This window comes from Sphingobacterium sp. BS-2 (genome assembly GCF_046161205.1).
GTDB lineage: Bacteria > Bacteroidota > Bacteroidia > Sphingobacteriales > Sphingobacteriaceae > Sphingobacterium > Sphingobacterium mizutaii.
On the sequence record NZ_JBIXGO010000021.1, the window covers coordinates 292,543 to 313,687 of the forward strand.

15 protein-coding genes are annotated in these 21,145 nt (G+C 45.8%); 3 read left to right on the forward strand and 12 right to left on the reverse strand.

The window, feature by feature from the left end:
* Window positions 1-9: 9 nt before the first annotated feature.
* From ACK2WI_RS17395 to ACK2WI_RS17430, 8 genes are all read right to left on the reverse strand, one after another.
* The gene (locus tag ACK2WI_RS17395) at window positions 10-1,953 is read right to left on the reverse strand and encodes a family 20 glycosylhydrolase (protein WP_409151746.1); all 1,944 of its coding nucleotides are present in this window, start codon (window positions 1,951-1,953) and stop codon (window positions 10-12) included.
* A complete protein-coding gene (locus ACK2WI_RS17400; RefSeq protein ID WP_409151747.1) occupies window positions 1,946-3,139 on the reverse strand; it encodes an AGE family epimerase/isomerase in 1,194 nt (397 codons plus the stop codon). Before ACK2WI_RS17400 ends, ACK2WI_RS17395 begins: the two co-directional genes overlap by 8 nt.
* 6 nt (window positions 3,140-3,145) lie before the next feature.
* Window positions 3,146-5,224: a GDSL-type esterase/lipase family protein gene (locus ACK2WI_RS17405; protein ID WP_409151748.1), complete on the reverse strand. Its 2,079-nt coding sequence runs from the start codon at window positions 5,222-5,224 to the stop codon at window positions 3,146-3,148.
* Entirely contained in the window at window positions 5,208-6,434 is a 1,227-nt protein-coding gene (locus ACK2WI_RS17410) for an MFS transporter (RefSeq protein ID WP_409151749.1), read from the reverse strand. Before ACK2WI_RS17410 ends, ACK2WI_RS17405 begins: the two co-directional genes overlap by 17 nt.
* A gap of 4 nt (window positions 6,435-6,438) precedes the next feature.
* A complete protein-coding gene (locus ACK2WI_RS17415) occupies window positions 6,439-7,560 on the reverse strand; it encodes a hypothetical protein (RefSeq protein WP_409151750.1) in 1,122 nt (373 codons plus the stop codon).
* Window positions 7,560-8,483, reverse strand: coding sequence for a dihydrodipicolinate synthase family protein (locus ACK2WI_RS17420; protein WP_313512177.1), 924 nt, complete (start codon window positions 8,481-8,483; stop codon window positions 7,560-7,562). Before ACK2WI_RS17420 ends, ACK2WI_RS17415 begins: the two co-directional genes overlap by 1 nt.
* Before the next feature lie 66 nt (window positions 8,484-8,549).
* A complete protein-coding gene (locus ACK2WI_RS17425) occupies window positions 8,550-10,121 on the reverse strand; it encodes a RagB/SusD family nutrient uptake outer membrane protein (protein ID WP_313512179.1) in 1,572 nt (523 codons plus the stop codon).
* A 10-nt stretch (window positions 10,122-10,131) separates the two neighbouring features.
* Window positions 10,132-13,419 (reverse strand): SusC/RagA family TonB-linked outer membrane protein, encoded by a 3,288-nt coding sequence (locus ACK2WI_RS17430; protein WP_409151751.1) that lies wholly within the window; start codon window positions 13,417-13,419, stop codon window positions 10,132-10,134.
* 146 nt (window positions 13,420-13,565) lie between these two features.
* Here ACK2WI_RS17430 and ACK2WI_RS17435 point away from each other — a divergent pair, with 146 nt between their 5' ends.
* On the forward strand, window positions 13,566-14,255 hold the full coding sequence (locus ACK2WI_RS17435; RefSeq protein WP_185213100.1) for a FadR/GntR family transcriptional regulator: 690 nt from the start codon (window positions 13,566-13,568) through the stop codon (window positions 14,253-14,255).
* A 12-nt stretch (window positions 14,256-14,267) separates the two neighbouring features.
* Here ACK2WI_RS17435 and ACK2WI_RS17440 read toward each other — a convergent pair whose 3' ends face one another.
* The 4 genes from ACK2WI_RS17440 to ACK2WI_RS17455 form a co-directional block, all read right to left on the reverse strand.
* Window positions 14,268-15,524 carry a metallophosphoesterase gene (locus tag ACK2WI_RS17440; RefSeq protein WP_093099334.1) on the reverse strand — a complete coding sequence of 419 codons (1,257 nt, stop codon included), beginning with the start codon at window positions 15,522-15,524 and terminating at the stop codon, window positions 14,268-14,270.
* Between the two features lies 1 nt (window position 15,525).
* The gene (hemH, locus tag ACK2WI_RS17445; protein ID WP_093099336.1) at window positions 15,526-16,560 is read right to left on the reverse strand and encodes a ferrochelatase; all 1,035 of its coding nucleotides are present in this window, start codon (window positions 16,558-16,560) and stop codon (window positions 15,526-15,528) included.
* Window positions 16,561-16,653: 93 nt separating this feature from the next.
* A complete protein-coding gene (locus tag ACK2WI_RS17450) occupies window positions 16,654-17,502 on the reverse strand; it encodes a 4-hydroxy-3-methylbut-2-enyl diphosphate reductase (RefSeq protein ID WP_409151752.1) in 849 nt (282 codons plus the stop codon).
* The gene (locus tag ACK2WI_RS17455) at window positions 17,481-17,816 is read right to left on the reverse strand and encodes a hypothetical protein (protein WP_409151753.1); all 336 of its coding nucleotides are present in this window, start codon (window positions 17,814-17,816) and stop codon (window positions 17,481-17,483) included. The genes ACK2WI_RS17450 and ACK2WI_RS17455 overlap by 22 nt, the downstream gene beginning before the upstream one ends.
* Before the next feature lie 465 nt (window positions 17,817-18,281).
* On the opposite strand from ACK2WI_RS17455, the gene ACK2WI_RS17460 reads away from it, so the two are divergent.
* Both ACK2WI_RS17460 and ACK2WI_RS17465 read left to right on the forward strand, forming a co-directional pair.
* Complete coding sequence (locus tag ACK2WI_RS17460; RefSeq protein ID WP_409151754.1) at window positions 18,282-20,768, forward strand: PAS domain-containing protein; 2,487 nt, start codon at window positions 18,282-18,284, stop codon at window positions 20,766-20,768.
* Entirely contained in the window at window positions 20,737-21,114 is a 378-nt protein-coding gene (locus tag ACK2WI_RS17465; protein WP_409151755.1) for a response regulator, read from the forward strand. Before ACK2WI_RS17460 ends, ACK2WI_RS17465 begins: the two co-directional genes overlap by 32 nt.
* Window positions 21,115-21,145 lie beyond the last annotated feature (31 nt).

A 21,145-nucleotide genomic window follows, 5' to 3' on the forward strand; every position in this document is an offset into this window, starting at 1 on the left:
TATTGATTTCTAATGATAAGGGATAAATGTAAACATCCATTTCGTTGGATTCTGCCAATCTTTCCCCTTAAAATCTCCGACTGGCAACTTGATCAATATATCGTTCCAGCCTTCTTTCAGCTGGATCATGCTTGGCTCCCTAAAAGAATAACCTTCATCGCTCAACGGCAATTCCAGACCACCTTTCTGTCCCGGATGTTTCCATTTCGGTGCAGGGATCTTCACGCCATTGACAAATACCTGGCTGTGCAGACCATCCCAGGTCCCTTCAGCTGGTGAATCACTGGCATAAGAACGGGACAGGTTCGCAAAACCTATCCAAAATGGCTTTTCTTCTGCCTTTTCACTCCAGATCCTAGATCTCGCATAAAAGGTACTATTAGGCTTAGGCGAATCTATCACCCCCGGAATAATATCAGCCCACCAATGTCTCAAGACAATGGTACCGCCGACAACATCCTTATAAACTACAAGATGATCTCCAAAAGGATCCTTTTCAATAGGAAACTCCTTCGTTAAATCGCCAGCATTATCATAAGGACCGATCATATCCCAGGACATTTCAGTCTGTTCCTGATATGGAAATGGATGGTTGGCGAAATATTTCGATTTATGGGTTAACAACCTTTTTTCAAAAGCAGCAAATTCATGGAAAGCTTCTGTTTTTCTTTCCGGCAGAAATGCCTTCCAACCTAATTCACCGCCTCCTTGCCATATTCTTTCCGCAAATGTTATCATCCCTGGATATACCGCACTCTGCAGGAACATATCTTCAGGCTTTTCAACGGCGCGGTCCGGCCAAGAACATAGGATGGCACCGCGAAGCTGTAGACTTTCCTTTTCCTGCTCAGCAAACCTTCTGAAAAACAAGGTTGTAACAGTCTCCAAAGGATCCATGTGGTTGATATAAAGATGCTTGGAATCCAAATACTGGAGTTTAGTATCAGGATCAATGGCTTTGGGACCACCCATCCACATTTGACGAACAGTGGAAGGATCTAAGTTACTACCTGGATCCCAGCCATAAGTTCTGAAACCTAAGGATTCCACATATTTCGTGATTTCCGGCATAAACTGCTCATTACTAATCTTCACCTCATCCCCACCAATATGCAATTGCTTGAGTGTAGGAAAGGTTTCAGCAAACTCCTTGAGCAATTCCTTGATGTACACAATGCCTTCTTCACTCTGCATATTGACCTTAAAGAATCGTTCAAAAGCAGCTGAATGCCCCGGCATATCAATCTCTGGCAGGAATAAAATATGTCTATCCCTACAATAGTCGATCAACTCCTGAAACTCTGCTACCGTATAATATTTCCCTGCCCAACGGGTCATGTTCTCCGCAGCAGTGAGACCAGGATATTTTTTACTTTCCAAGCGCCAAGCAATATCCTCCGTGAAATGGAAATGCAGAACATTGAGCTTATACTTAGCCATAACATCGATCTGCTCTTTCACCATGGACATAGGCTGATAGTTCCTTCCCACATCCAACAAGAATCCCCTAAAGGAATAAGCAGGCTGGTCCTTGATGTTCACGAAGGCAACTTGCTTCTCATGAAAATCCATTTGCACCAAGGTCTGAAGAGCAGAGAAAATCCCTTTACTTGCTAAGGCCTGAATATAGATTCCTTTAGCATCGATATTTAATTCATATCCTTCATCAGAATCAATTCCTTCTAGGCTTGAAACCATCTTCAATGAAATTGAAGGTAATTTCTTATTCTTAGAAATGCTTATCGATTGACTTTCTAATATATTTTTAAGCAGGCTTACCTCATTCTTTTCAATGGATTTGTCAATTTCAAGATGGACCCCTTTGGACAGGTCAAGTTTATTTTCCGACCACTGCACATTTAGAGGCATTGGAATCAAAGCCTCCTGAGCGTTCAGGCTATCGACAGCAAAAAAGCTCCATAACAATAAAATATAATGGCCTATCTTATTCATAATTGTCCTTATTCTTAAATTGATTGATAATGGACCAACAGTACCATTCTTGCCTAGGCAAATGGAATGGACCCTTAAATAGGTTCCCTTTAGCGGTTTGGGCTATTCCCCCATCACGATGTAAATAACCGTACCATTCCCCATGTTCTTTATCATGGAAATGGGTATAGGCATATTCATGGATCTGCTTGTGCATATTAGCATACTTTTCATCCTTGGTTATCAGATAAGCCAATAAGGTAGCTATGATGGCTTCATTCTGTGGCCACCAAAATTTCATGTCCTGCCAATACTCTTGGACAGGCTTGTTATAGACATCCCTAAAATACAGAATGCCCCCAAATTCCCTGTCCCAACCTCTTTCCCACATATAGTCCAGCATCCGCAATCCAAGGTTGATCAATTTCTCATCCATATTTCTATGGACAGCTTCATGTAGGATAAACCAAGCACCCTCAATGGCATGGCCCGGGTTAAGCGTCCGCCCATCGATATGATCGATGATGCTGCCATCAGGAGCTACCTGCTCCATCACACAGCGGATATCATCTTTCACAAAATAATGTTCTATCTCTTGGATCCAATTTGCAATCGCCTCATCACAGCGAGGATCCCCAATGGTCTCCCTTAATTGCTGCGCGGTATTGCACATGATCATCGGGATTCCTATCCCGCGGCTTGGCCGGGTTTCCTCAAACTTTGGTTCAATTCTCCGTTCACCATTGGCATACTCCAAACAAATCCCAAACAGATCACGGGCTAGCTGAGCAGCTTCCTCATCACCTGAAGCCTTGGCATAAGCAGCACTGGCAATCACGGCAAAGGTTTCCGAGAAAAAATAACGGCGCATACGGATCGGATTGCCTTCCTGATCCACATGGAAATACATTTTTCCTTCTGCATCAAAGCATTTGTTTTTCAAGAATTCATAGCCCAAACGCGCACCTTCCAACCATTCTTCCCTTGGTTCCACCGTATTATAAAGGGTAGAAAGCAACCAACAAGCACGACCTTGAATCCAAACGGCCTTATCGGTATCAATCAATGAACCATCTTGGTCTCGCATCAATAGGTACCCGCCATACTCATGATCAAATGACCGCGGAAACCAAAAAGGAACCGTATCATTGACCAATTGATCTTTATAAAAATCTGCTAGTGCAGTTAGCTCTTCGTTATTGTACATACTTTTTTATCTTTTGATCGAAAATGTGGAAACAGGCACTCCCTCCTCATTCGCTAAATTTGCCCTTGAAAAAGGCTTGTATCCATAATATATCTCCATTAAACCCCTGGGATTTTCCAGGATAACCGAATTCCCATTTATTTCCACGACCTTGAGATCGACCAAGTTTCCGTCTTCATCCTTAGCCTGAAAACCTGTAACTTCTTTTGACCCCATTGCCCTTAATTGCTTGGCATGACTGAACCTTATTTCATGTTGTCTTTCTTTGCTATAAGAATATATAGGTTGTGGACTGTCCGCATTATTATCCTTTCCAAATTCATGCTTCAAGACCAGATTTGCCAAGCGCTTCCCGATGATTAACTTCTCCCTTGGATGTACATCCAAGGAATCACCTAGATCAGAACTGACAGCCATATAGACTTCCTTCAATTCATTGCTGAGCTTTCTTTGGCTATCCCTGAATTTTGGCCAGGAGGGCCGATCTAAACTGGAAAGCTGAACCGTATAGAATGGCAACCTTTCCCTTTTACCCAAAAAAGGCTTATAATTCTCTCTCCAAGAAGCTATTAATGTCTTGAATAAGTGTTCGTGCAGTTCAACGTTATGTGCATTACTTTCCCCCTGATACCATAGAATCCCCTTTAATGAGGCATCATTCCACTTATTATACCCAGCTTCAAAATTATAGGCCGGTTCATAGGGATGTCTTTGGTTCTTGACCATGGATTTCTTCAGGTTAACCTTCGCTCTGTTCTTACAGAAATCCTGGATGAAATCAGATTTTCGCCACCCGTGGATATAAGTCGCCAAAAGCGGATCTTCCTCCAAGCTTCTTCTCGGAATCCAAGACTCGGTATTCGAACCGCCCACGGCAAGTTCAATAATGCCGATCGGAACCTTCGTTTCTTGTTCCAATGCTTCTGCAAAACTGTAGGCAATCGCTGAAAAGTTGGCGGCATTTTCTGCTGTTAACTTCTCCCATTTCCCAGAAAAGTATTCCAGGTCATTTACTTTCTTTAAAGTAGCTTCACCCCACTCTTCATTATTCGTTTCCTTAAGGACCTTGTTCTTAAAAATCCGAATACCATTGTGTTTGGAAGCCTCCTTGATCAATTCTTTTGATCCATTGGCATCCTTTAACGGAAAAGCCATATTGGACTGCCCTGATGCCAAGAACACATCCCCAAACAATATATCTTCTAAAATTATCGTATCCTGATCCGTATAGATTTTCATCCTATATGGTCCACCCGAAGGCATGGTAGGTATATCAATTCCCCACTCCCCACTGACTTCAGCGTTGCATAAGTAAGTTCCTCCATCCATTTCAATAACTACAGCCTGTCTAGCATTCGCTTTGCCTTTTATTCGATTAGTTTGATCCCGTTGCAATACCATATGCGATCCTATACTTTCATTTACGGAAAGCTTTTGCTTAACGGGAACTATTCTGTCGAAAATGGTCTTTGCAATAATTTCGGCTCCTTGTTCAGAAGGGTGTAGATAATCATCAAATAGATCGATACGAAAAGCTAAGGGCGGATAGAGATCCACGAGCTTGTGGTAATGTCTCACCGCTACGGCGCCTATTTCTCCCTTGATATCCCAGTACCAATCTCGAGTTCCCGAAAGGAATCGAGGATGTCCACTAAAAATTGGCGTATTTTCACATACATAGACTTCCACCTTCGGATTTCCGTTTTTAAAAAGAGAGAGCAGTTTATTATAATCTTTTTGAAAGTCCATTTGGTAATTAGGCCAATTTCTTGGATCTGTATCATTCAAGCCTAAATTAATGACAACCAAATCAGGTTTAAAGGCTAGCGCAGCCTCCAGTTCCTCTGATTTCAGATAAGGATTATGCCCTTTTTCCAGTAGCGTTGCACCATTTCTCCCAAAATTGCCTACTTCATAGCCATCGCCCAGTAATTGCTGCAATTGATCCGGATAGGTTTTCCCTTTGGCCAAATTGGAGCCTTTGGTCACTGAATCACCAATACAGGCCACCCTCTTCTTTTGTTGGGCAAAAAGAAAGTTGAACGATAGAATGAACAAGAAAAGTAATTTAATCGATAGCCTCATTTCCCTTCGGTTTTAGTACGGCCAATTGAATGATCAAAACGATCAACACAATTCCCGCCAATAAAGCAAAATCACTTCCAAGTTGTCCCTCATCTGCAGAGGCTCCAAGAATCTTCGTGATATAAGCACCTGCAAATACACCGACCATATTCATGATCCCATAGGCAGTTGCCCTGTATTTTGAAGACACAAACTGACAAAGGATCGGCATATTATTGGCATCAAACATCCCAAAACCGAAGCCGAACATCAGTCCTGCAGCAACGATCGCAAAGACACTGTGCCCATATCCGATCAATATAACTGCCGGAATGGTCAATGTCAATCCTATGGCACTGGTATAGATCCTTCCGCGCACATTCTTTTGTATCCATTTATCGGAAATAATCCCTCCTAGGATTACTCCAAAGAATGAGGACAGGGCTATGGTAATGGTTGCCAATGGACCTGCTTTTTCCATAGGGATATGCAGGTTTTCCGAGAATAAGGTAGGTAGCCAGTTCTTGGTTGCCCAGCCAGGCAAACTTGGAATAGCAAAATATAATAGGATGACCCAGAAAGCAATATTGGAGAACAAGATGGAAAGCCCTTTCAACAAAGGAACCTTGTTTTCCACTAGCTTCTTGGCATCAGATCGATGATCAGTTTCATGTAAAAATAGAATAAGGACGACGGAATAGATGATTCCGATCAATCCAAACAGGATAAAGGTATAATGCCAGGAATAGGATGCAGCAACGGTGGCACCAAAACCGCCCATTGCCTGTCCAAAATAAAAACCGGTCATGTGGATCCCAACGGCTAGGGACCTTGATCTGTCCGAATGGTAATCCGCAATCAATGAAAGTCCTGCTGGAATGTACAAGGCTTCACTGACGCCCATGATCGCCCGTAAGGCATACAGTTGCTCATAAGTATCGGCATAGCCCATCGCTAGGGTAACTGCCGACCATACAAACAAACTCCCTACGATCAACCATTTCCGGTTCCACTTATCGGCAACAATTCCTGCTACTGGACTCATAAAACCATATATCCAAAGAAATACGGCCATCAGGTTACCAAATACCGCAGCACTTTCCAATTCCAAAATATCGATGGCCATTGCAGGTCGCATGGTTGATAAGATCTGGCGGTCCATATAATTCAGGAGTGCCACAAACCATAACAAGCCTACAACGATCCAAGGATATCTTTTACTGTTTTTCATAGGTTTATTTTATCTGTCCAACCAGGATCTGATCGGTACGAACCCCCGCTCGAACCTCCCCTGTTGGAATAAAAAATAGATTTTCTTTTATAACTGCGCTTGTGGTCACTGGACTCTCTGTTTCCATTCCTTCCAATTGTGACCAAGAACCTGTCTTCAGCTCATAGACCCAATTCTCTCTTGAGAATCCGGGATGTCCTGCCTGAAGCTTATTCTTTGCTTGGGTCAACTCATCCTTTTTCAGAGGATCATTTTCCTTGGCTATATTGGCTATAGCCTCCTCAACCTTTGAAAACGTGCTCCCATCATCCCCTCCGAAAACATAGATTTTCCCATCTTTATATACTCCGGTCCCTGCAGCCAAAGACTTAGGGAGCTTAGTAAGCTCACGGATACTTTTGGTATTTAGGTCCAATTCCAACAGCCAATCATAGATATCACTGATGGCATTTGGATTTTTCTTCCTTCCCCCAATGACATAGATTTTGTCCTTCCCATTGCCAAGCACAACAGCATGGCTCACTGGATAGGGCAGTTTCATATATTCCTTCCAATTTGAAGTAAAATCATCCAATTTCAGGGAATAAACCTGATCAGAGACCGATTCTGCATTTTCACCGCCGATAAAGAAGATTTCATTGGTCCCCGCTGCTAAGCCGGCATTGGTCAAAGCCACTGGTAAGGGTTTTAGGATTTCCTTCTCCAGTTCCCCTCTTTCGGACAGTTCATATTTGGCAACCTGATCGATTGGACCGTTTTCATTTTCTCCGCCAGCGATATAGATGGAATTTGAAAGACTGAGATTGGCAGTATAGGCAATCCCGTTTTCAAGGTTGAATATCGTGTCCAGCTTTAAGCCTGACCCTGAAATGGAATAGATATATCCCTGAGATTGGTAAACTTTCTTTCCTCCATCCCAAGGCAATCCATCGGGGAAATTAGCACCAGCGGCTACAATCAGTTTGTCCTGAATGATACCGGCTATTGGCCCTGCGACACCTATATTTTTTGATCCAGAAACCGCAGGCAAATGAATTGCTTCTTCCCATACTAATCCAGACTTGCTCTGCGAACCAGAACAACCAACCACTAAAACCGCCATAGATAAAATTGCCTTAATCCGCATTAATTGATTGACTTAAAGGAGTCAAAGCCCAATGCCGCAACATCAGCCTTGAACAGTTCGAAATTCTCTTTTGACATATTGGCTATCGGCAATCGGAATTCGCCACAATCCAGGTCCACTAGTTTCATGTAAGCTTTTCCGGTTGCAATACCTCCATATTTACCTAACAGACGGATCATATCAATGGATTTCTGCTGCAATTTATTGGCTTGCTCAAAATTGCCCTGCACATAAGCAGCTATCAGATCATTGTATAATGGAGCTGCGTAATTGTAGGTACTGCCTACCGCTCCTTTTGTTCCTAATACCAAGGAGGACAGCATGTTTTCATCACGCCCCCAAAGCATATCGTACTTCCCGTTTTTATGATTCAAACAAGACAAGAAATCCATAAAATCTTCATGCGTATATTTGATGCCTCTGAAGGTTGGGATCACATTATCCACGGCTTCCAATAGATCGATCATACTGTAGTTTCCACCTGTCAAAACAGGGATATGGTAATAGTAAAATGCAGTATTTGGCGCCGAGGAAGCTATTTCCTGACAGCATTTCGCCAATTGCTGCACATTTGCAGGTTTGAAATAATAAGGGGAAGTAAAGGATATGGCATCTGCTCCTTCTTGTTCGGAGATCGCTGCCAATTGTTTACATTCCTTCACATTCGTACCGCCTAAAAACATCATCAGGGCGAAATCGGGGTCCGCCTTGGTCAACGCTGCCCAAGCCTTCAATACTTGCACTTTCTCATCAAAAGTCAACGATACCCCTTCTCCTGTCGAGCCACATATAAAAGCTCCTTTTACATTATTCTTTTTAAGTGACCGATAATAAGCAGGGATCAGATCCAGGTTCAGTTCACCATTTGGATCAAATGCCGTAAATGGAGCAGCAATTAATCCTTCAATTTTGTTTGTTAGCATATACAAATTATTAAAAACTAGATAACCTATCCTGCTGGGTAGGACAGGTTTATATTAAATTTAACATTAAGTTCCTGAATATCCAGGATTTTGGTCTCCATTTAACTTTGGATCCGCCGAAAGGGTTCCAAGGTCAATAGGCCAAAGGATTTTATGTTTTTGGGATTCATTGTTGTCCAATACCCCGACCATGTTCAGGTCCTTGCGGAAAACCAGTGGGTTTCCTGAAGCATCTTGCATGCGGCGCAGATCAAACCAACGCTTGCCTTCCGAGACAAACTCCTTGGTTCTTTCATAGAAAATGGCAAGTTCATTGGCTTCAAACCCTCCCCTTACAAATTGCGGTGCCGAACCTTTATAGGCCCTGTTTCTAACCAACATGATTTCATTGCTCGGGTCTTGACCTAACTTATTCTTGATCTCTGCCAATAACAGATATGCATCAGCTAAGCGATAGATCGGATAGTCATCTGAATAATTCCTTACACCTTCTACAATGGTCCCTAAGAATTTACGTAGCACCACAGCATGCACATCGCCCTTGTTGAAGTTTAAGAAAGTGGCATTTGCCCTGCTATCTGCAGCATCATACAATTGGTACAAGCCATATTTATATTCATATCGTATAATACCAGTATTGGAAATCTTCAGAGGATCTGCCGGAATTGGCTCCCCTTTATCATCAACATAGCCTGAAATATCATCACTCTGCGCATACAGGAAGTTATTGAAGAAGTTGGTCGCTTCACCATATTGGTACCTCAAGGCAAAAATGGTTTCTGAATTTCCTTTATTTGTAGCCGAACTTGCCGTAGCAAAGACATTCGCATAGTCATTGACCAATGTGAACTTTGGGATAATGCTCTCTACAGCGGCCTTGGCAGTCTGCAGATCCTGCGCTGTACTTGCAGGAGCGGCCCCATCGATCTTCACCTTTGCCGACCATAGGTACACCTCCGTTTTCAACATCTGTGTCGCTGCTAATGACCATTGCGCTTTTTGGCTCAGGATATTATAGTCGTTGTTGAAACTAGAAACTGATTTTTCAACATCTGCTTTTATAAAGTCCAAAGTCTCTTTTTCCGTTTTACTGCGGGCAGTGTACAGTTCTTCAGCTGAACTAGGTGTTTGATTGGCTACCTTGGCCTCAGCCACCAAAGGGACCCTTCCCCAAGTCCTGAAAAGGTTGAAATAATAATAGGCTCTCAACCCATAGGCCTGACCTAAATAATATCCCTTCTCCGATGCCGACAGGTAGGTAGCCGATTCCACCTGGAAAATAAAGTTATTGATCTGAAAGATCTGCCCGTACAGGTTCGCCCAACTGCTAAAGCCGGGGCTGCTCTCACGGATATCTTGGATGATAATGGAACTCGAATTCAAGGATGCGGTTCCGGTAAAACTGGTTCCGTCCCTTAAAGTCCCACCTCTCAATTCACCGAAATTCCATAGAGTTTGCTGGGCATTCCTTAATTGGCTGTGGATCCCGACCATTGCTCCTTTCACCTGGTCCGGTGTTTTCCAGAACGATCCACTTGCAAAATAATCTTCTGGGGTTAATTCTAAATCCATCTTGCTACAAGATGAAAATGTTATGCTCGTTGCCGCTATCGCTAAGGCTATAAATATCTTTTTCATGATTTAAGGTTTAAAAGGTTAATTGAAGACCGAAAATGACCGTTCTTGGCAATGGGTAACCACCCCCGCCCTGTCCTATGGATCCGCTTTCTGCAGAAAACAGGGTATTGGCTGTCCAGTATTGGAGGTTCTGCCCGGTTACTGAAACGCTTAAATCTTCCATCTTGATCTTGTTGGCCAAAGACCTTGGTAAGCGATACGCCAAGGAGATCTCACGGAATGCCAAATAATTACCCTTGTTATAGAACATGCTGCTTTCGCGGCTGGTATTGTTCTTAAACAATTGATCTGCCCAGTAATAGGTTGGGTATTTTGCATTCGTGTTCTCAGGCGTATAGGTATCCAATACTTCAGTTGTGGTATTGAACGTTCCCTGCATCATTCCCAAAAACCAAGCTCTAGGTCCATCATAGGCAACATATCCCAATGCATAGTCGAACCTAGCACTCAAGGAGAAATCTTTGTAGGTGGAGTAAACGCCAAATCCTCCGGTCCAACGCGGAACGGTATTCCCCATGTAAACCCTATCGTAGGAATTGATGATGCCATCTTTATTGACATCTCTCCACATCACGTCTCCTAAAGCCAATGGATAATGCAGGGATTTCTCTGAAGCCGTCATCGCATTGAATACATCTGGATGCACCAAGGTTCTCGCGCCGATCAAATCCTTTAACTGCAGGGCATAATTATCCAAGTCCTGTTGGTTACGGATGATACCTAATGCTTCGTATGCATAAGCCACGTTTGGATCCTGTCCTTCTTGCAAACCGCCAACCCATTCTAGTTCCATGGTACTCGGATTATATACTTGGAAACCATTCTGGCGGTTGTTCTCAACACCGTTATATGGCAGCTTTAAGATCTTGTTCTTGTTGTATGCTGTATTCCAGTTGAAGCTCAGGGTAAAGTCATTCGCACGGATTGCTTGGTAATTCAGGTCAATCTCAACCCCTTGGTTTTGCATGTCGCCATTATTGGTGCTAATGGATGTAAAGCCAGCTGAAGCGGGTAATTCAAGTGTAGCAATTTTATCTGAAGTTGTTCTGTGGTAATAAGCCACAGAAAGATCTAGCCTATTCAACAATCTGGTCTCTAATCCTACTTCTTTGGTAATCAAACTTTCCCATCTCAGGTTTGGAATACTTAAGCTGGTCATGCCATAGCCTACATTACCATCATATTTTGAAGTTCCATAGGTCCCTTGCAAAGTATATGCCCCTATGCTTCCGATATTTCCGTTCGCACCATAACTAGCCCTTAATTTTAAGGAATTGATCACCTGGTCAGCGCCCATAATATTGCCGAAGAAGTCTTCATTATGTAGGTTCCAACCTAAGGATACCCCTGGGAAAGTTCCCCAACGATTATTCAAAAGGTTTGAATACCCATCGCGACGCAAGGTCAGGGTCATTAGATAGCGCTCATCATAATCATAGTTCAAACGTCCGAAAAATGAAGTGATCCTATTGCGAACATGGTAAGAATCGATACCTCGGCGGTTTGCCTCGGTACTGGTCAAACCTAGATCCATGAAGTCATCCGATGGCGCGCCTGAACCCGAGGCTGAAAATCCAGTATTGTAGGAATCAAAGAACTCCCATCCTGCCATCGCATCAAAATTATGTTTCTCGCCAAAAGTGTTTTTATAGTTTAAAACCGCATTATAGGTTTGGTTCAAGGTCTTATCATAGCTTGCCGATGAGTTACGAGTCCTTACCCAGTTTCCCGGGCTGGCCAAATAATCTCTGTTGAAGGACTCATTATTGGTTTGGTTGATAAACCAGTTTCCACTTGTTCTCAAGCTCAATCCTTCATATAGATCAATTACAAAAGCCTGGGACATCGTAAATTTCTGGTTTTGGTTATTGCGTATAAATCGGTCATTGTTTACCGCCGGGTTACCATCTTGCCAGTCACGGCCAACCAATAGGTCTCCATTTGCGTTAAAGCCTCGCATGGTTGGAGGAGCACCCAAAGCACGGGTCATATAATTGCCCTCCCCATTGATGGCATCTCTCCATTTCGTATTCGCAAAGTTCAATCCTGAATTGGAAGTAATCCAAGGCTTGATCTTGTAATCCCCATTTAGGATAAAGGTCAATCGATCGTAATTGGTTCCAATAGGCACCCCTTGTTCATAGTATTTACCCAAACTTGCATAGTATTTACTCTTATCATTACCTCCTTGTACCGCAAGGTTATAGTCTTGGGTCAGGGCATTTTTGCGCAAGGCATAATCGGTATAATCAAAATCCTTGTAGATCAATTCTTTCCCCGTTACTGGGTCAATCATTGTTTGGTAGCCTTGTCCCAATAATTCCCTATTGGAATCATCCAAGAACATGGTGCTCCAAACGGCATTGCTCACTTTGTTCCCATCCAATATATTGCCCTGGTCATCCTTGTATTTGTTGCCGGTTCCAAAAGGACCCACAGAGGTCAATTGGTTCAACTGGTTTGGTTGGTACATCCCAGAGGTCTGTACCCCTTTTCTAGACCAGTACAAATAGTCCTTTGCATCCAGGAACTCAAACGGAATATTCAAGGAATTGACACCGATCTTAGATTTCAGCGAAATATTGGACACGCCATCTTTACCGCGTTTGGTGGTAATCAAGACTACCCCGTTAGATGCCCTAGCGCCATAGATAGCCGTGGCAGAAGCATCCTTTAATACATCGATGGACTCGATATCGTCTTGGTTGATATCCGAGAATCCTGAACGGATCAATCCATCCACGATCACCAATGGCGATCCGCCGCCGCCGTAGGTAGTTCCACCACGCAATACAATGTTCGGAACAGAACCCGGACGACCGGAAGTCTGTTGAACCCTCAAGCCGGGAATTGTTCCAGCCAATGCGGATGCAGGGTTTGAACGTACCCCAGTCTCTAAGACGCGTTTGTCCAATCTGGACACAGATCCCGTCAGGTTCGATTTCTTGATACTACCGTATCCCAATACCACGACTTCCTCTAAGTCTTCCCCAGAAGGATCAAGGGAAATCCTTACCGAAGCCAGGTTCTCTAAGGTGAGCTTGTGTGATTGATATCCGATTGAAGAAAATGAAATTACATCCGACACTTTAGCCTGTACGCTAAATCCTCCCTGTTCATCGGTCTTTGTAACATGCCCTTGTGTCTGGTTTGAAACGGTCACCCCCTCCAATGGATTCCCCAAAGGATCTGTAACCGTTCCCTTTAAAGCGGTCTGCGAAAATGCGGCAAAATGGATGCAGCACAGAATCGCAAGCAACAGGCCTCCCCGCAATGAATGGTAAAAAAGGTTTGTCATAATTTAATGATTTAAAAAAAATTGGATTATGTATAACATAATAATTACCAAATGTAATACATAATGTTTTACTTCCAAATTTTTTTTTAATATTATTGTACCGTGGCCATTATGACGATATAGTGAAAATGGGACCAGATTGAAATATGGAAAAACTTGGAACAATAGACACCTCGAGTTTGGTGGACCGGGCAGAAGCAAGGATCATACAGTTCATCCAGGAACGGAAAATGGGCGTAGGGGATGTACTTCCAAAAGAATTGGATTTAGCAGATAGCCTTGGTGTGAGCAGGACCGTTGTCCGGGAGGCCTTACTCAGGTTAAAGACCATTGGTCTGATAGAATCCATCAAGCATAAAGGTGCCGTGCTTAGGAATCCCGATGTCTTGGGTTCATTGAGAAAGGTATTCCACCCTTCTATTTTAGATAATGAGACCTTGAAGGAAATGTTTGAAATGAGATTGGCGCTGGAAGTGGGCATGGCTGATTTTATTGTCAACAATATCACGGATGAGGATATTGTAGAACTTGAAAAGATAGCAAGCGAGATTGTTTCCGGGGATACCGCAAATCCTTGGCATGTAGAGGATGAGATCCGTTTCCATGGGAAGCTATATAAGATCTCCAAGAACAAGATCCTGTTGGAACTGCAGGAGATGCTCTTCCCTATTTTCCAATATGTACATCAAAGTGGCTTATTGGAAAAAGATATCATGAAAGGTGATTTTATTTCGCACAGAGAGCTGGTCCAGGTATTGAAATTAAGGGACGCTGAAGCTTATCGAGATGCTATCAGAAAACACCTGAACAATCATTTTGCAAGGATCCTTGGTTGAGAAAAGGTGTAATTAACCTTTAACCAGTTCAAAAATGGTGATCTCTGGTGCAATACCGACCCTACCAGGATAGCCCAAGAAACCATAACCTGTATTGACATAAAGTTGGGAGGTTCCCTGTTTATAGAGTCCTGCCCATTCCTTATAGATATATTTGGCTGGGCTCCATTGGAAGTTTTCCCCTCGGACTCCGAATTGCATTCCATGGGTATGACCTGCAAACATGACGTCCACATCGGTTTCCAGTACCTGTGCGCGCCAATGGGATGGATCATGCGACAATAATAATTTAACAGCTTTTTCTTCTGTTCCCAATAGTGCTTTAGGAAGGTCTCCTTTTTTAGGGAAACGGCCAGTTCCCCAGTTCTGTACCCCGACAATGGAGATTTCCCCATTGCCTACTTTCAAGGTCCGGTTCTCGTCCATCAAAAGGTCCCAACCCATAATCTTATGGGTTTCGATCAAATCCTGCAGGTTTTTACGTTTGGCTGGCGAGTCGCCCGGACCAAAGTAATAATCGCCATAATCATGGTTGCCCAAGGTAGAATACACCCCTAGATCCGCTTTGACATGGGCAAAGATATCTTGATAATCACGCATCTCCGAGGCAACATTGTTCACCAGATCACCGGTAAAGAAGATAACATCGGGCTTTTGTGCCAGCAGGAGCTCTACTCCGCCCATGACGGCTTTTTTATTATAAAATGAACCGGAGTGAACATCTGAGATCTGCCCGATGGTCATTCCATGGAATTCCTTCGGTAAGTTCGGAAGCACCAATTTCTGGCGTCTCACCCGATAATCATAAGCTGTGGAAATTACGCCCCAAGCCAATGGGACCATTGGAAGGGCAGCAACTATTATCCCTGATTTCAACAGGAAGTCAGAACGGGAAATACCCTTTTTAGGGACTTCTGGCAAAGGTTCTTCCAAAGTCTCCAATCTCTCTTCCAGGTCCTTGCCCTTGCCCCTGGAGAACAGACGTCCAACCCAAATCCCCCCTCTTCGCAGATCATCGACGATCAAGACGATGGCATAGACAAACTTGCTGACCGCAGTCAGGAAAAAGGCCACCAGGATAATGGAACGAACCGAAAGCGGAATGCTATATTGGAATGAAATAAATAATCCTACCAGCAAAGACAGTGAATAGCCCCACCATAGGATGGTGAACCATCTCGTCTTGACAAATCTGATATTCGTCGCCCTAAGCGCAAAAAATATATAGAAGTCTAGTAAGAATAATATTACTGCATTTAATTTTAACATCTTAATTCCCGTTTTCCAACACCATTCGTTTCAGGGCTTCGATCCATTTCGGGCTACCGTTCAGGCTTTCCACCATATGGACCTCCTCTCCGCCCATTTCCTTAAATTCATTAGCGTATTCAACCTGTATCTCATCCAAAGTTTCGATGCAATCGGCTACGAATGCAGGACTGAACACCAAGAGCTTTTTCTTCCCTTGTTTTGCTAAATCATGCAGTGTGTCTGAGGTATATGGCTGGATCCATGGGGTTTTTCCCAATCGTGACTGGAAACAGACCGTATATTTCTCCTCAGGTATGTTCAACTTTTCTACGATAGCGCGCGTGGTTGCATAGCATTGTGACAGATAGCAAAAGGATTTCATTTCTCTCTTGCAAGAATCGCACCCAAAATCAGGACACTCCAATTCTCCCTTTGGGTCAACCTTTCCCAACTGTCGAACGGGCAGCCCATGGTAACTGAACAGGAAATGGTCATATTCGCTCAGGTCATGTTTATGGGCATTATCTGCGATGACCTCGACCATTAAAGGGTTGTCGCAATAACTGCTGACGAAACTTACCTTGGGAAAGTATTGCCAGCCGCGCATCAGTTCCATGACACGGTCGATGACCGAACCGGTCGTTGCCGAGGCATATTGTGGAAAAAGCGGGATGACGATAATGGAATCCAGGAACATGCTTTCCAAGTTTTTCAATGCATTGGGAATCGAAGGTTCCTGGTATCGCATGGCCAATTCCACATGGTATTCTTCACCTAGTTCCTGCTGCAACATCTGTTGCTGCAAAACACTGTAGTACATTAACGGGGACCCGGTTTCCTCACTCCAGATGGTTGAATAGGTATGAGCGGATTTTGAAGCCCTTTTAGGGACGATGATTCCCTTGACCAACAAGGTCCTTGAAACAAAAGGGATGTCCATCACGCGTGGGTCCATTAAGAACTCTGTCAGGTATTTCTTTACTTCGCCGGTAGTCGGTGAATTGGGGGTACCCAACTGGACCAACAATACACCCTTTTTAGCTTTTTTACTCATTCTGAACACAAAATTAGGCAATATTTATAGCAAAACAGGCGCAATGGTAGATTTCAACGGCCAGCATCAATGAATTTTAAATTGAAATGACGATTAATAGGATTCAAGGGTTTCCTTTACCTTCCTCATCAGCCACATCGGGGTAGATGTGGCCCCGCAGATCCCAATGGTCTCATTGTCCGCAAATGTGCGGGCATCCAATTCCTCGGGGCCGGATATAAAGTAGGTATTCGGGTTGACCTTTTTACAGACATCAAATAGGACCTTACCGTTCGATGATTTCTTTCCGGAAACAAATATGACCTTGTCAAATTGAGCGGCGAATGTCGCCAAATCCTCATACCTGTTGGATACCTGTCTACAGATGGTATCATTGGCCTTTACCTCATACCCCCTATTGATAAGCTCATCCTTGATCGCGTAGAAACGATCGACACTCTTTGTAGTCTGACTGTAAAGGGTGAATTTTGCTGGCAACTCGGCCCCTTCAAGTTCATCAATATCCTGGAAAACGATGGCCTCATTGTTGGTCTGCCCCTGCAGTCCGATGACCTCGGCGTGGCCATGCTTGCCGAATATCAATATTTTCTCTCTGTCATCGTGCGAAGTCTTGATACGGTTCTGCAACTTCAGCACAACCGGACAGGATGCATCGATCAGGGTAATATTGTTCTCCAGTGCCATCCTGTAAGTTTCCGGAGCTTCGCCATGTGCGCGGATCAGCACCTTCACGTTCTTTAGGCCATGCAGTTCATCGTGTGAAATAATCCGCAGGCCCTTGGCCTTCAGCCTTGCGACCTCCTCGTCATTGTGGACGATATCGCCAAGGCAATACAGATAGCCATCCAAGTCCAGGATCTCCTCGGCCATATCAATCGCATAGACGACCCCGAAGCAAAAGCCCGAGTCCTTATCTATAGTTACTTGCAGGTTCTTTGACATGGCACAAAGTTAGGCAATTTTGTCAAACGTGCGCTCATTTTCCGGGCAGTTTTTCTTGCATCGGCCCGATCACCTTCCAGTGGCAGGGTTAGGGCAACATGGCGCCCTAGAGCCTGAGGTCCTGGGCCTGGCGTTCCATCAGCTGTCCGTGGAGCATCTCCATCATGGCAGATAGCCATGATGGAGATGTAGGATTCCGTGAAACTCCGCTCAATACTCCGGCAGTGCTTGAGGATATCGTCCATTCCCCAAATCCCAGGTTGGCGGCCCGCCGCGAAGAACTTCCGTGACCTTTCGCCTCCCTGCAGCCTCATGACCTCTTCCAGTGCGCCCAATTCCTTTGCCAGGGCAGTGAACTGCACCTTGAATTTTACGGATTGGTCCACTTGGGCCACAAAGACCTTCCACAGGCCAAGGTGACCGTGACAGGTCGCGACCTCTGAGGCCCACCTGTAGCCTTCCAGCCTTGTCGCGTTCGCCGATATGGCCTGGATGAGCAGTTCTTCCTTTCTTTTACGTTCTTGCATGCCTTTGAATGTGGTCTTGCTATCCATGGATGGACAGTTATTTCAAGAAAATGTTCGACAGTGCCCCACTTTGCGTACTTATACGGTAGCCAGCCCCGAGGTTTCCTCCTGTCGCCCCTGTTTGCAGTAAAATGGACAATATCCGCGGTTCGATATTCTCGGAAACGAAAAAAAACCGTAAATTCGGTTTCCTTGGGGCAGGCTTTGGCCCCTGGAGAAATTTATATGCCAGATACCTATTTTGACAGACCCATGGAACATGACGATCTCTTTGAGCTTTCCCCCATCCCGATGTGGGTACACGACAGGGCAGACCTCTCTTTGCTGGCAGTCAACAAAGTTGCGCGGGGGCTCTATGGATTTACTGACAAACAGTTCACCCAAATGACCGCTGCCGATCTGTTCGCTGATCCGAACATGGGAATACGGGAAGGCTGCATCGCCAACGGGACGCCCCAGCGGCACAGGAACAGCCAAGGGGACACCTTCTTGCTGCGCTTGTTCAGCGCACCCGTAACCTATTCGGGCAGGGATGCGTGCCTGGTAACTGCAGTGGAAATCCATCAGGAAAGAAGCTTGGACCACGTATCACTCCTCGACGGTGCGGGAAACTTCATCCGCGCCTCGCCAAGCCACGGCAAGCTAATCGGCCTCCAGCCGCAAGAACTATCCGGGATGAGCATCCTGGGATTCGTAACACCCCCTGCGCGGGAACGTATCGCGGTACTCTTGGACCGGGCTATGCGGGGGGAAACGGTCCCTTCCGGATCCTTCCCCATCACATGCAGGAACGGGGAGCGGCGCTGGCTCTCCTCCGACCTTTCAGGGATCACCCTGTACGGAAAGGGCATGGCCGTAAGGGTGGGTCTCTGGGACGTGACGGAACACAAAGTACGGGAGCTCCGCGAAGCCTCCCTGGACCGGATGGAAAGGGAATCCGCAGATGCTTCATCGCTCGAAGAAGTTGTGGACTGTGCCATCCGTGCCATCCTAGACCTTGAGGAAATCATCACGGCCGAGGTCTGGCTGGTCTCCAGGGACCCTTCCTCCCTTGGCCTGAGCGGCAGGGCAAGCCAGCGGGATGGCCAATACCTGCTGAAGGGCTTTTCCCCCGGATTCAGCTGTGGCAGAGGTGAAGGGCTACCGGGGAAGGTCTGGGAGGAAATGGACGCGGTCATCACGGAAAACGAAGGTAAGGATCAAGGTCCAGCGGTTGGCATCCCCATCGTTTCCGGGAAAAATTTCCTGGGGTGCATCATATGCTTCCCCGCTGGGTCCCCGGACGGTCCGGAGGGAATAGCATCATTCCTTAAGAGGGCATCTTCCCGGATCGCGGGCCCGATTGCCCACAAGATGAAAGAGATCGAGTACCTCACCCTGTTCGACATATCGCCCGATCCGCACTGCATCATCGGCAGGGACGGCAAGATCGAGAGGTACAACAGGGCATTTGCCGCACTGGCAAATGCCGATGGAGCAATTGACCAGGCCGGTACAATCCTGGAAATGCTGCACCCAGAGGACGTTGCTCAGGCAAAGCGGGATTTCATTTCCATGGTCAACGGGTGGAGCAGCGGGCCGTTCCGTACCAGGATTTCCGCTGCACCGGGCAATTTGCGCACGCTGCTATGGTCTGCGGCCATCTCCCGGGAATCCATGCGCATCGTCGCCGTGGGAAAGGATATTACTGACCAGGCCAATGCCGAGAAGGAACTCTACGGAGCCCTGCAGAGGCTCCGAAATGCACAGAAGATCGCCAAACTCGGATACTGGTTCAGGCCTCTCAGTTCCCAGGTCTCGGTGTGGAGCGAAGAGACCTACAGCATCTATGAACGGTCTCCGCGCAATTTCCTGCCAACCATGGAGAACCTCAGGTCGGCCTTCTTTCCCGGTGACCGCTACCTGCTCGATACCGACCCAGCGCTCTTGCTCCCCCCAAATTCGGCAAGGGGTTTCGAGCACCGGATAGTCACGCCCCTTGGCAGGGTGAAATGGGTCAGGCAGGAAGTACAGCTTATCATGGGGGATGACGGTACACCGCTGAGGATGGAGGGGACCATCCAGGATATCACCGAAAGGAAAGGCTATGAAGAAAGGCTCTTCATGAGCAATGAGATCTTCAGGCTCGCAATGAAGGCGAGCAACGAGATGATCTGGCACGCAGACCTTGTAAAAAACACGTATACCCGGGGGGGACGGGACGGTCAGCAGCCGATCTCCGCTGGGACTTCCGAAGAGTTCAGCAAATCCAATTCTTGGTTCTCCACCATATGTACCGGAGACAGGGAGAGGGTCTGGGACTCCCTGGGCAGAGTGATCGCCGATCCAGCCCAGGATGCCTGGTATGCTGAATACCGGGCGGTCTCGGCCGATGGCCACATCCACCATTATCAGGACAGGTGCCACGTCCTTCGGGATACCGCAGGGAACGCGGTTCAACTGGTCGGCGCTGTACTGGACGTGACCACCCCGCGGATGCACCTTGAGAAGATCGAGGAACAGAACAGGGCGCTAAGGGAGATCGCATGGACACAGTCGCACCTTTTCAGGGCCCCGCTAACCCGCCTGATGGGCCTTGCGGAGGTATCCCTCCGGCACGGTGGCGGAGGCCTCTCCCCTTCGAGGATAATGGAACTCATCCTGGATTCCGCCGAAGAGCTGGACCTGGTTATTAGGACGTTGACAGAAAAAGCAAACTCAATAGAAGATGGAAAATTTGACGATACTCTTGGTGGATGACGATCCAATCATAAATTTCATTCACAGAACAATCATAGCGAGCGTATTCCCGAATAGCAGGACCGTAGCCGTGGAGAACGGGCGGTTAGCGCTTGATTACATAGAGAACCATCCAGAAGGGACCTACCTTGTCTTCCTGGATATCAACATGCCCGTTTTGGACGGATGGGGATTTTTGGATGCCGTCAGGACTCGTAGCGGCAGGTACGACCTTTCAATACACATACTGACCTCTTCTGTGGACTCCCGGGACATAGAGAGGTCCGCTAACGACGAGCTCGTGATCTCCTACATGACCAAGCCTCTTACACGGGGCGCCCTGCTTTCCCTGCGATCAAGGATGTGACAGATCGCTTACTTTCCCTGAATTTATCTCC